2 protein-coding genes are annotated in these 14,294 nt (G+C 65.3%); both read left to right on the forward strand.

Annotation, left to right across the window (positions count from 1 at the left end):
* Positions 1-3,555 (forward strand): non-ribosomal peptide synthetase (locus AU193_RS23875; RefSeq protein WP_156425243.1); only part of this gene is annotated, 3,555 nt, incomplete at its 5' end.
* The coding region (locus AU193_RS15960; protein ID WP_156425244.1) for a non-ribosomal peptide synthetase at positions 3,542-14,294 on the forward strand (10,753 nt) is incomplete at its 3' end. The genes AU193_RS23875 and AU193_RS15960, both read left to right, overlap by 14 nt.

Here is a 14,294-nt window from a genome sequence, read left to right on the forward strand (position 1 = left end):
CACACCCTCGAGCATCAGCACCTGGCGCTCAACGAAATTCACCACGCCACCGGTCACGACCAGTTGTTCGACACGCTCTTCGCATACGAGAACTACCCGCTGGATGCGGCGTTGACGAACGGTTCGGCACTCGAAGTCACGGACCTCGTTCGCCACGAGTACAACCATTATCCGTTGGCGGTCCAGGTGGTGCCGGGTCGCGAACTCGAGCTTCGGGCCGAATTCGACACCGATGTGTTCAATCGGGCCAGTGTCGAGGCGCTGTTCGAACGCTTCCAGCGATTGCTGGCATCGATGATCGCCGACCCGATGCGGCTGCTGTCGTCGATCGATGTGTTGGACGAGGTCGAGCATGCGCGGTTGAGCGAATTGGGTAATCGCTCGGCGCTGAACCGGACGGTCGACACGTCGCCGTCGATACCGGCGTTGTTCGTCGAGCAGGCGGCGCGTTGCCCCGAGGCGGTCGCGGTGAGCGGCGAGGGCCACTCGGTGACGTATCGGCAGCTCGACGAGGCATCGAACCGCTTGGCACATCTGCTGGCGAGTCGAGGTGCGCGCGCAGGGGAGCGGGTGGCGATATTTTTGCCGCGCTCGGTTGACGCGGTGACGGCGATCTTGGCGGTGCTCAAGACCGGAGCGGCCTATCTGCCGATCGACCCGGCGCTGCCGCCGGCGCGGATCGGGTTCATGCTCGATGATGCGGCACCGATCGCCGTGATCACCACAGGCCAATTCGCCGATCAGGTGGATGAGCATGGTGGTCGGGTCATCGACATCGAGGACCGCAGTGTCGAGAGCTATCCCTGCACCGGCTTACTGGCGCCGGGACCCGACGATACCGCCTACCTCATCTACACCTCGGGCACAACCGGCGTGCCCAAGGGCGTGGCTGTAAGCCACCGCAACGTCCTCCAGTTGCTGGAGTCGCTGGGGGCATATCTTCCCGTAACCGGCACGTGGACCCAATGTGCCTCGTACGGGTTCGACATGTCGGTATGGGAAACGTGGACTCCATTGTTTAGCGGCGGTCGGGTCGTGGTCGTCTCCGACGAGGTCGTCCGTTCACCCGAGGATTTCCACACGCTGCTGACCACCGAGCAGGTCGACGTGCTGACCCTGACTCCATCGGCGGTGAAGGCGCTGTCCCCCGAAAGATTGGATTCGACGGCGTTGGTGGTCGCGGGTGAGGCCTGCCCTGCCGAGGTGGTGGATCAGTGGGCACCCGGACGCGTGATGATCAACGCCTACGGTCCGACCGAGACGGCGATGATCGTCGTGATGAGCGCGCCGCTGACTCCGGGGTCAGCGGTTGTGCCGATCGGCGAGCCGGTGCTGGGAGCGGCATTGTTCGTGCTCGATGCGTGGTTGCGCCCGACGGCTGCCGGGGTGGCCGGTGAGCTCTATGTCGCCGGTGCGGGGCTGGCTAACGGGTATCTGCGCCGGGCCGGGTTGACGTCGTCGCGGTTTGTCGCTTGTCCATTCGTCGGCGCGGGAGCGCATGGACAGCGGATGTATCGCACCGGTGACCTGGTGCGGTGGGGCGCGGACGGACAGCTGCAGTACTTGGGCCGCATCGACGAGCAGGTCAAGATCCGCGGCTATCGGATCGAGCTCGGCGAAATCGAGGCTGCGCTCTCGGAGATCGAAGGCGTGTCGCAGGTGGCCGTGGTCGCGCGCGAGGATCGTTCCGGCGACAAGCGCCTGGTCGGCTACATCGTCGGAACAGCGAACCCGGCCGAGGCGCGGACCGCTTTGATGGAGCGGTTGCCGGCCTATATGGTTCCGACCGCGGTGGTGGCCCTCGACGCGCTGCCATTGACGGTGAACGGCAAACTCGACGTCCGCTCTTTGCCGGCACCCGACTATCAACAGGCCGACCGCTACCGCGGTCCGGGCGACGAGGTAGAGGAGATCTTGGCTGACATCTACGCCCAAGTTCTGGGTCTGGAGCGTGTCGGGGTCGACGAATCGTTCTTCGAATTGGGTGGGGACAGCATTCTGTCGATGCAGGTGGCGTCGCGCGCACGGGCCGCCGGGGTACTGTGCCGGCCGCGAGACATCTTCGCCGAACAGACCGTGGCACGGCTGGCTCAGGTGGCCAGGCTGGCCGAGGATGCGACCGACGCGGACGACGACGGTATCGGTCAGTTGTCTGCTACCCCGATCATCCGCTGGCTGCAGGAAGTGAAGGGTCCGGTCGATCAGTTCAACCAGACGGTGCTTGTGCAGGCGCCGGCCGGCGTGGCCGAGGATGATGTGGTCGTCTTGTTGCAGGCGCTGGTGGATCGGCACGCGATGTTGCGGCTGCGCGTCGACGACCAAGACGGTGATTGGTCACTGCATGTGCCCGAGGCCGGCACAGTTCAGGCATCGGAATTACTGCACTCGGTCGAGGAGCTCTCCGATGAGGCGGTCTGCGAGGCGCGGTTGAGATTGAACCCTGCCGCCGGCGCCATGGTCAGCGCGCTGTGGGTGAGTTCGACCAGCCAACTGTTGATGATGATTCACCACCTGGCGGTTGACGGGGTGTCGTGGCGAATCCTGTCGGAGGACCTCAACACCGCATGGGCGCAGCATGGCAGCGGCCAACCCATAACCCTGTCACCCGCTGGAACGTCGTTCGCGAAGTGGGGCTCGTTGCTCGACGACTACGCGCACCGAGCAGAAGTCGTCGACCAGGCGCAGGCATGGCGTGAGATCACAGCGACCACCGCCGCTTTGCCGGCGGTCCAGCCCGAGACGGACACCTATGAGCACGCCGGGCATCTGACGTCGTCGCTGGACACCGAGACGACCAGCGCGCTTCTCACTGAAGTGCCGACGGCGTTCAACTCGGGCATCCAGGACATCTTGCTGATCGCGTTCGGCCTCGCCCTGGCGGAGTTCCTGGGCACCGGGAGCGCACCCATCGGCATCGACGTGGAGGGCCACGGGCGCCACGACGACTTGGCAGCTGATGTCGACCTGTCACGCACGGTGGGGTGGTTCACCACGAAGTACCCCGTGGCGTTCGCGGTCGGAAACCTGCGATGGGCTCAGGTGACTGCGGGGGAGCCGGCGCTCGGAACACTGATCAAGGATGTGAAGGAGCAACTGCTCTCGCAGCCCGACGACATCAGCTACGGGGCGCTCCGCTACCTGAACTCCGACGTCGACCTGCCCGATGTTGATCCGCCTATCGGGTTCAACTACCTAGGGCGCTTGGCCGGGGGGACGTCTGAGGGATCCGATGAGGCGTGGCGGATCTGCCCCGACGATCCGTCGATCACCGCTGCTGTTTCGGCGGTGCCCATGCCGCTGATGCACACCGTGGAGCTCAACGCTTCCACCGTTGACACCGACGGCGGCCCACAGCTACACGCCAATTGGACGTGGGCGCCATCGGCGCTGAACCTCGCCCAGATGAAGCGGCTGAACCAGCTCTGGTTCGACGCCCTGTCCGGTATCTGCGCGCACGTACGCGGCGGCGGAGGCGGACTGACGCCCTCGGATATCGCGGCCGGACTCACCCAGCAGCAGATCGACGAGCTTCAACGGCAATATGCGGATCGCTGACGTACTGCCCCTGACACCACTGCAGGAGGGGCTACTTTTTCACGCTCATGCCGGATCGAGTAACGGCGACGACGTCTACGCGGTGCAGCTGGACATCACCATCACCGGCGCACTAGACCGGCAGCGTTTGCATGACGCCGTGCAAACGGTTGTCGGCCGCCATCCGAACCTCGCAGCGCGATTCCACGAACAGTTCGACCGTCCCGTGCAGATCATCCCGGCCGACCCCGACGCGCCGTGGCACTATCTGGATCTCAGCGGCGCCGGGGTCGATAGCGAGGCCGAAGTCGAGCAGCTCTGTGCTGCCGAGCGCGCCTCGGTCCGCGATCTGGCCCAGCCTCCGGTGTTTCGTACGGCGCTGATCCGAACGGCCCCGAACGAGCACCGGTTCGTATTGACAAGTCACCATATTCTGCTCGACGGCTGGTCGATATCGATCCTGCTGCAGGAGATTTTCGCCGCGTACCACGGACAGCGGCTGCCGGCGCCTGCGCCTTACCGCAGATTCGTGACGTGGCTGGCCCAGCGAGATCTTGATGCCGCTCGGGCAGCATGGGCGGAGGTGCTTGCCGGTTTCGAGACGCCGACATTGGTGGGTCCGCCGGACGGTATGCGGCGAGGAGAGCGAAATGTTCGCTCGGTTGAGGTGCCCGAAGCGACTACGCGTGCGCTGAGCGAGTTGGCCCGCACGAATCAAACCACCATGAACATCGTGCTGCAGGCAGCGTGGGCGCACCTGCTGACGTGGCTGACCGGTCAGCATGATGTCGCTTTCGGCACCGCCGTCTCAGGACGGCCCGACGAGGTGTTCGGCGCGGACTCGATGGTGGGACTGTTGATAAACACCGTCCCGGTGCGAGCGCGCCTCACGCCTGAAACAACCACCGTCGATCTGCTGGACCAGCTGCAAAGTAGTCATACCCAGACACTTGACCACCAGCATCTCGCGCTACCGGACATCCACCGCCTGACACGTCAGGACAGGCTGTTCGACAGCCTCTTCCTCTACGAGAACTACCCGATCGACGCCGGCGCTCTATCAGGTGGCGACGGGCTGGCGATCAGTGATGTCGCCACCCGCGAGTACAACCACTATCCGCTGACTGTTCAAGCCACGCCTGGCCGCGAACTGAATCTCCGCATCGAGTTCGACACCGACGTTTTCGGTCCTGAGAGCATCGACGCGCTGATCGAGCGGTTGCAGCGAGTGTGGGCGGCGATGATCTCGGAGCCGGCTCGGCGGTTGTCGTCGACGGATCTGTTGGACGAGACCGAACACGTCCGCTTGGCCGAGATCGGCAATCGGGCGGCCCTGAGCCGGGACGCGACCGCTGCGTTATCGATTCCGGCGGCGTTTGCAGAACACGTGGCCCGCGCACCGGAGGCTGTCGCACTGGTATGCGGTGAGCGCTCCTGGACCTATCGCGCACTCGATGAGACGGCCAACCGGTGGGCGAACCTGCTGGCCGCCCACCGGGTCGGTCCAGGAGATTCTGTCGCGCTGATGTTTTCGCGGTCGGCGGAGGCGATCGTCTCGATGTTGGCCGTGCTCAAGACGGGGGCGGCGTATCTCCCCATCGACCCCGCGCATCCCGACCCTCGCATCGAGTTCTTACTCGAGGATGCCGGGCCGATCGCCGCGCTCACCACTTCCGAGTTCGCCGATCGGCTCGCCGGGCGCGACCTGCTGGTCATCGACGTCAACGAACTCGCCGTCGACGGCCAACCCGGCAAATCGCTTCCGAATCCGGCACCGGACGATATCGCTTACTTGATCTACACCTCGGGTACCACCGGTACCCCGAAGGGGGTGGCGATCAGCCATCGCAACGTGACCCAGTTGATGGCCTCCTTGGACGCGGATTTGGCCGCACCGGAGAAGGTGTGGTCGCAATGGCACTCCTACGGTTTCGACATCTCGGGTTGGGAAATCTACGGTGCGCTGCTGCATGGTGGGCGGCTCGTGGTCGTGTCCGAGGAGGTCGCTGCCTCGCCGGATGACTTCCACGCATTGCTGGTCGATGCACAGGTCGACGTGTTGTGTCAGACCCCATCGGCGGTCGGGGTGCTGTCGCCGCAGGGGTTGGAGTCCGTCGCATTGCTCGTCGGTGGCGAGGCATGCCCGTCCGAACTGGTGGATCGGTGGGCTCCCGGACGGGTGATGATCAACGAGTACGGACCGACCGAAGCCACGATGTGGGTGACTCTGAGTACACCTCTGCAAGCGGGGTCGGATGTGGTGCCGATCGGCTCGCCGGTCGCCGGAGCAGCATTGTTCGTGCTGGACGGATGGTTGCGTCAGGTACCCGCAGGGGTAGTGGGCGAGTTGTATGTGGCAGGCCCGGCGGTGGGGATCGGGTATTGGCGACGCAGCCCGCTGACGGCGTCGCGGTTCGTCGCGTGCCCGTTCGTCGAAGCGGGAGCGCAAGGACACAGGATGTATCGCACCGGGGACCTGGTGCGGTGGGGCGCCGATGGGCAGCTGCAGTACTTGGGCCGCATCGATGAGCAGGTCAAGATCCGCGGCCATCGTATCGAGCTGGGCGAGGTACAGGCCGCATTGGCGGGCTGTGATGGGGTGGAACAGGCGGTGGTGATCGCCCGTGAGGACCGCCCGGGGGACAACCGTTTGGTGGGATATGTGACCGGGACCGTGGACACGGCCGCGGTGCGTGCGGCGCTGGCGGAGCGGTTGCCTTCATACATGGTGCCTGCGGCTCTGGTGGTGATCGACGCGCTGCCCCTGACGCCCAACGGCAAGTTGGACAAACGCGCCTTGCCCGCGCCGGAATACAGCGATGCGGGTTACCGGGCCCCCAGTAACGCCATCGAGGAGATTCTGGCCGGCATCTACAGCCAGGTACTCGGTGTGCAGCGGGTGGGGGTGGACGACTCGTTCTTCGATCTGGGCGGGGACTCGCTGTCGGCTATGCGACTGGTCGCCGCCGTGAATTCTGGTATGGATACCGGACTTTCGGTGCGAGACGTGTTCGAGGCGCCCACAGTTGCACACTTGGCTCCGCGGATCGGTGCGAGCGGCGAGCGGCGGGCGCCGGTAGTGGCCGTGGAGCGCCCACCGGTGATTCCATTGTCGTTCGCCCAGCAGCGGTTGTGGTTCATCGACCAATTGCAGGGGCCGTCCCCGATGTACAACATGGCCACCGCACTGGGGCTGGACGGGCACCTCGACGACGAGGCGATGGGGCAGGCGCTCACCGATGTGGTGGGCCGCCACGAAACCCTGCGCACCGTCTTCCCGTTAGTCGATGGCCTGACTCAGCAGGTCGTGGCCCCCACCGAGCAGGCCGACTTCGGCTGGCAAGTGGTTGACGCCGGCGGTTGGTCGGCAAGCAGGTTGAGCGAGGCCATCGACGCGGTGACGCGTCACCCGTTCGATCTGGGCAACGAGATCCCCTTGCGCGCAACTCTTTTCAGAGTCACCGACGTCGAGCACGTGTTGGCGATCGTGGTGCACCACATCGCCGCCGACGGCTGGTCGATCGCGCCGATGGTGCGGGATCTGGGAAGGGCCTATGCCAGCCGGTGTTCGGGACGAGCACCAGACTGGGCGCCGTTGCCGGTGCAGTATGTCGATTACACGTTGTGGCAGCGCGAGCAATTGGGGGACCTTGACGACCCCGACAGCCGCGTGGCCGAACAGCTGGCTTACTGGGAGCAGGCGCTCGCGGACCTGCCCGAACGTCTGGACTTCCCGACTGATCGGCCCTACCCACCAGTGGCCGATCAGCGCGGTGCCACGGTAGAGGTCAACTTCCCCGTCGAGCTGCAGCAGCAGGTTGCTCGGGTAGCGCGTGAACACAACGCGACCAGCTTCATGGTGGTGCAGGCCGCCCTAGCGGTGCTGTTGTCGAAGATCAGCGCCAGTTCAGATGTGGCCGTTGGCTTTCCGGTAGCTGGGCGAAATGATCCCGCGCTTGACGAGTTGGTCGGCTGTTTCGTCAACACCTTGGTGCTTCGCGTCGAGCTCGCCGGGGATCCCACTATGGCCGAGTTGCTTGCGCAAGTGCGGACGCGCGGTCTGGCGGCTTACGAGAATCAAGATGTGCCCTTCGAGGTGCTGGTGGAGCGGCTCAACCCCACCCGCAGCCTGAGACACCACCCGCTTGTGCAGGTGCTGTTGGCGTGGCAGAACAATGAGGTCGCGGCACTCGCTCTGGGGGATGTGGAGGCCAGGCCGCTGCAGGTGGACACGCGTACCGCTCGGATGGATCTCACGTTCTCGCTAGGCGAGTGCTGGAGCGAAACCGGTGAACCCGAAGGCATTCGTGGTGCGGTCGAGTTCCGCACGGATGTGTTCGAAGCCGGCAGCATCGAGGCTCTGGTCGAGCGGTTGCAGCGGGTGTTGGTGGCGCTCACCGCTGATTCAAAGCGGCGGTTGTCGTCGGTGGATCTGCTCGGAGACGACGAGCGTGTCCGGTTGGACGGGTGGTCGAATCGGGCGGGGTTGGCTGCGGGGACGGCTTCGTCGGTGTCGATTCCGGTGTTGTTCGCCGAGCAGGTGGGGCGTTGCCCGGAGGCGGTGGCGCTGAGTTTTGAGGGTCGTTCGATGAGCTACGGCGAGTTGGACGAGGCCTCGAATCGGTTGGCGCATTTGTTGGCGGGGCGTGGGGTGGGTCCCGGTGAGCGGGTGGCGTTGTTGTTGCCGCGCTCGGTTGAGGCGATTGTGGCGATTTTGGCGGTGCTCAAGATCGGGGCGGCGTATGTGCCGATCGATCCGGCGCATCCGGATGCGCGGATCGGTTTGGTGCTTGCCGATGCGGGGCCACGCGCGGCGGTGACGATGGAGGGGTTGCGCTCGCGGTTGGATGGGCATGATCTGGTGGTCGTCGAGGTTGACGATCCGGCGCTCGATGGTCAGCCGGTCACGGCGCTGCCGGCGCCGGCCGCCGATGACGTTGCCTACTTGATCTATACGTCGGGCACTACCGGTGTGCCCAAGGGTGTGGCGATCACTCACCGTAACGTGGTCGAGTTGTTGGAGGCTGCGCTCGCTGATGTGAATTTCGCCGGCCAGGTGTGGTCGCAGTGGCATTCGTTGGCTTTCGATGTCTCGGTGTGGGAGATGTGGGGGGCGCTGTTGTTCGGCGGGCGGCTGGTGGTGGTGTCGGAATCGGTGGCGCGGTCGCCGGAAGATTTCCACAATCTGTTGGCCGCCGAGCGGGTCAGTGTGTTGAGCCAGACACCGTCGGCGTTTTATGCGTTGCAGGCTGTTGATGCGCTGCAACCGGAGACCAGTCGACAACTGAGTCTGCAGACGGTGGTGTTCGCCGGGGAAGCCCTTGAGCCGCAACGCCTTCGGTCGTGGTTGCAAAATCATCCGGGATCGCCGCGGTTGTTCAACATGTATGGGACCACTGAGACGACGGTGCATGCCTCGTTGCGGGAGATCGTCGCCGCTGATGTCGAGGACACGGGTAGTCCGGTTGGCGTGCCGTTGGCTCATCTGGGCTTTTTCGTGCTCGACGCGTGGTTGCGGCCGGTGCCGGCCGGGGTGGTCGGTGATTTGTATGTGGCCGGTTCCGGTGTAGGCCTGGGCTATTGGCGGCGGGCGGGGTTGAGTGCGTCGCGGTTTGTGGCGTGCCCGTTCGTCGGCGCGGGAGCGCAGGGCCACAGGATGTATCGGACCGGGGATTTGGTGTCGTGGGGTACTGATGGGCAGCTGCGGTATCTGGGCCGTGCCGATGAGCAGGTCAAGATCCGCGGCTATCGCATCGAGCTCGGCGAGGTGCAGGCGGCGTTGGGCGATCTCGACGGGGTCGATCAGGCGGCGGTGATCGTGCGTGAAGACCGACCCGGTGACAAGCGTCTGGTGGGATATTTCGTCGGAACCGCTGACCCGGGGATGCTGCGTGTGGGGCTGGCTGAGCGATTGCCGGCCTACATGGTGCCCACGGCGGTGGTGGCCCTTGACGCGTTGCCGTTGACCGTCAACGGCAAACTCGACAAGCGCGCCTTGCCGGTGCCGGAGTACACGGACGGTGATCGCTATCGCGCCCCGTCCAACCCGGTTGAGCAGATCTTGGCCGACATCTTCGCCGAGGTGTTGGGTCTGGAGCGCGTCGGCGTCGACGAATCTTTCTTCGAACTCGGCGGAGACTCGCTGTCGGCGATGCGTCTTGTTGCCGCGGTCAATACCGGCTTGGATGCCGGCGTTGCGGTGCGTGCGGTGTTCGAGTCTCCCACGGTTGCGCAGATGGCCCTCCGCATAGGAGCAGAAGGAACTCGACGAGCACCTATCGTCGCCGTTGACCGCCCCACCGTGGTGCCCTTGTCGTTCGCCCAGCAGCGGTTGTGGTTCATCGACCAGTTGCAGGGGCCGTCGGCGGTCTACAACATGGTCACCGCGTTGCGTCTGGACGGCGACCTCGACGCCGCAGCATTGGGGCAGGCACTGGCCGATGTGGTCGATCGCCATGAGAGCCTGCGCACGTTGTTCCCCGCGCCCGCGGGAGTGCCCCGGCAGCAGGTGGTGCCCGCCCAGCAGGCCGAATCCGGTTGGGAGATCGTCGATGCCAGCCGGTGGTCGGCGGAGCGGTTGGCAGATGCGATCGACGAGGCAGCGCGCCGTCCGTTCGATGTGAGCGTCGAAATTCCATTGCGCGCCAGCCTTTTCCGGGTCGCAGAGCATGAGCACGTGCTGCTGGCAGTGGTACACCACATCGCGGCCGACGGTTTGTCCGCCGGCCCTCTGGTGCGGGATCTCGGTTTGGCGTATGCGAGTAGGTGCGCGGGGCAGCCCCCTGGATGGGATGCCTTGCCGGTGCAGTACATCGACTACACGCTGTGGCAGCGCGAACAACTGGGTGAATTCGACGACCCCGCGAGCCCAATCGCCGCGCAGCTGGCCTTTTGGGAGCAGGCCCTGGCGGGTATGCCCGAGCGTGTTGACTTACCGACCGACCGGCCTTACCCGCAGGTGGCTGATTCCCGTGGCGAGCGGGTGGTGGTGGACTGGCCGGTCGAGTTGCAGCAACGGATTGCGCAGGTGGCTCGCGAGCACAATGCGACCAGTTTCATGGTGGTGCAGGCCGCCCTGGCGGTGCTTCTGTCGAAGCTGAGCGCCAGTTCTGATGTGGCCGTTGGGTTTCCGGTCGCCGGGCGAAACGATCCCGCGCTCGATGAGTTGGTGGGTTTCTTCGTCAATACGCTTGTGCTGCGCGTCGAGTTGGTTGCGGATCCCAGCGTCGCGGAGCTGTTGACTCAGGTGCGCACACGTAGCCTGGCCGCGTTCGAGCACCAGGACGTGCCTTTCGAGATGCTGGTAGAGCGGCTCAACCCGACCCGAAGTCTTGCCCATCATCCGGTGGTCCAGGTAATGCTGGCTTGGCAGAACAACGAGCCCACCACGCTGGCTCTGGGTGATGTGCAGGCCGCCGAGCTGCCGGTGGATACTCATACCGCGCGAATGGATTTGGCCTTCATCCTGGCCGACCGCTGGAACGAGAGCGGGGAGCCCGGCGGAATCGGTGGTGCGATCGAATATCGCACAGACGTATTCGACCGCCCGAGCATCGAGGCGCTGAGCGAGCGGCTGCGCCGGGTGCTTGTCGCGATGACCACGGACCCGGCGCGATCGGTGTCCTCGATCGACCTGTTGGACGAAGCCGAGCACCTCCTGTTGGCCGAGGTCGGTAACCGAGCGGTCTTGAACCAGCCCGCTCCGCCGGCGCCGTCGATCCCGGCCCTGTTCGCCGAACACGTGGCGCGCGCACCGGAGGCAGAGGCGCTGAACTGCCAGGGCCGTTCGATGACCTATCGCGAGCTCGACGAGGCAAGCAACCGGTTTGCGCATTTCTTGGCCGCTGAGGGTGCGCGCCCGGGAACCTCTGTGGCGCTGCTGTTTTCACGCTCGATCGAGGCGATCGTGGCGATCATGGGGGTGCTCAAGACCGGAGCGGGCTATCTGCCCATCGACCCGGCGGTCCCGGCGGAGCGAATCGAGTTCATGGTGGCCGATGCCGCGCCGATCGCGGCGATCACCACCGTGGGGCTCGCCGAGCGACTCGAGGTGTGCAACCTCGCCGTTATCGACATTGATGACCCCGACATCCGTACCTACCCTGCAACACCGCTTCCGGCCCCTTCGCCCGATGACGTCGCCTACCTGATCTACACGTCGGGTACAACCGGTCGCCCGAAGGGGGTGGCGATCACGCACCGCAGCGCGACCCACCTGCTGCAGACATTGGGTGCGGGTATCCCGCCGGCAGGAGTGTGGGCGCAATGTCATTCCTTGGCTTTCGACGTCTCGGTGTGGGAGATCTTCGGGGCTTTGGTACGTGGTGGGCGGCTGGTCGTCATACCCGAACAGGTGGCGGCATCCCCGGATGACTTCCGCGACGCGTTGGTCGCCGGGCAAGTCAACGTGCTCACCGAGACTCCCTCGGCCGTGGCGATGTTGCCCCGAGAGGGATTGGACTCGATGGCATTGGTCGTCGCCGGCGAGGCCTGCTCCGCCGAGGTGGTCGATCGGTGGGCGCCCGGGCGGGTGATGGTCAATGCCTATGGTCCGACCGAGAGCACCATGTGTGTGGCAATCAGCGCGCCGCTCGCGGCGGGGTCTGGGGTGCCGCCGATCGGTTCGCCGGTGCCGGGTGCGGCGTTGTTCGTCTTGGACGCCGGGTTGTGGCCCGTGCCGACCGGAGTGGTCGGTGAGTTGTATGTCGCTGGAACCGGAGTCGGAATCGGCTATCTGGGTCGACCCGGGCTGACCGCTTCGCGGTTCGTGGCGTGCCCGTTCGGCGGCACCGGTGCGCGGATGTATCGCACCGGAGACCTTGTGCGTTGGAACGCCGATGGCCAGCTGCAATACCTGGGCCGCGCGGACGAGCAGGTCAAGATCCGCGGCTACCGCATCGAACTCGGAGAGGTGCAGGCGGCGCTGGGCGCGTGTCCGGGGGTGAATCGGGCCGCGGTGATCACCCGCGAGGACCGCCCGGGCGACAAGCGGCTGGTCGCCTACGTCACCGGGACGGCCGACCTGAGCACGCTCCGCAGCACGCTGGCCGAGCGGCTGCCGGCTTACATGGTGCCCGCCGCAGTGGTTGCGTTGGCGGCGCTGCCGTTGACCGTCAACGGCAAACTCAACGTCGGCGCGCTTCCGGCACCCGAATATCAGGACGCTGACCACTACCGCGCTCCGACGAACGCGATCGAAGAGGTCCTCGCCGGCATCTTCGCCGATGTGCTGGGCGTCGATCGTGTTGGCGTTGATGACTCCTTCTTCGACCTCGGCGGAGATTCCCTGACGGTCATGCGACTTGTTGCCGCGGTAAACGCCGACTTCGATGCGGCCCTTGCGGTTCGTGCGGTGTTCGAGGCGCCCACGGTCGCCCAATTGGCATCGCGCATCGCCGGCGAAGGGAGCCGGCATGAGGCGCTGGTCCCGATGGAGCGTCCGGCCGTGGTGCCGTTGTCGTTCTCGCAAACCCGCTTGTGGTTCATCGACCAGCTGCAGGGACCTTCGCCGGTCTACAACATTTCGGTCGCACTGCGGCTGCGTGGGCGCCTCGATACCGAAGCGTTGGGTCAGGCATTTGTCGATCTGGTGAGCCGCCATGAAAGCGTACGCACACTGTTTCCCGCCCCCGACGGGATAGCCCAGCAGGTGGTAGTGCCCGTCGAACAGGCGGACCTCAGATGGCAAATCGTCGATGCCAGCGGGTGGCCAGCCAGCCGGTTGACCGAGGCCGTCGACACGGAATCGCGTCGCCCATTCGCGTTGGCAACCGAAATCCCGCTACGCGCACGGCTTTTCAGGATCAGCGACGACGATTACGTGCTGGTTGCGGTGATTCACCATATCGCCGCCGATGGCTGGTCGATCACACCGCTGGTGCGGGACCTGGGGGTTGCCTACGACAGCCGGTGCGCGGGGCAGGCGCCAGGCTGGGACCCCCTACCGGTGCAATATGTCGATTACACGTTGTGGCAGCGCGAGCAACTGGGTGATCTCGACGACCCCGACAGCAGGATCGCTGCGCAGCTGGCCTACTGGGAGCACGCGCTGGCGGGACTGCCCGAACGGCTGGAACTCCCCACCGATCGGCCCTACCCACCTGTCGCCGACCAGCGCGGCGCCAGAACGGCGGTCAACTGGCCTCCGGAGCTGCAACAGCAAGTTCGCGAGGTGGCGCGCGAGCACGGCGTGACCAGCTTCATGGTGATACAGGCCGCCTTGGCGGTACTCCTGACCAAGATCAGCGCCAGCTCGGATGTCGCCATCGGATTCCCGATTGCCGGGCGCCGTGACCAGGCGCTCGCCGAGTTGGTCGGCTTTTTCGTCAACACTTTGGTGCTGCGCGTCGAGGTGGCCGGCGACCCGACCGTCGCAGAGTTGTTGGCTCAGGTACGGTCTCGCAGCCTGGCCGCCTATGAGCACCAGGATGTGCCGTTCGAGGTGCTCGTGGAGCGGCTCAACCCGACCCGCAGCCTCACTCACCATCCGCTGGTGCAGATCATGCTCTCGTGGCAGAACTGGCAGGACAAGGCACCGGTCGCTGGGCTCGGTTTCGGTGACGTCGACGTCACCGCGCTGCCGACCGACACCCGGACAGCTCGCACCGACCTGACGTTCGCCCTGGGCGAGCGCTGGGATGAGACCGGCGAACCGGCCGGGATCGGCGGCGAGGTGGAGTTTCGCACTGATGTGTTTGATGCGGTCAGTGTTGGGGTGTTGGTGGAGCGGTTGCAGCGGGTGTTGGGGGTGATGACTGCTG

It is taken from the genome of Mycobacterium sp. GA-1285 (assembly GCF_001499905.1).
GTDB lineage: Bacteria > Actinomycetota > Actinomycetes > Mycobacteriales > Mycobacteriaceae > Mycobacterium.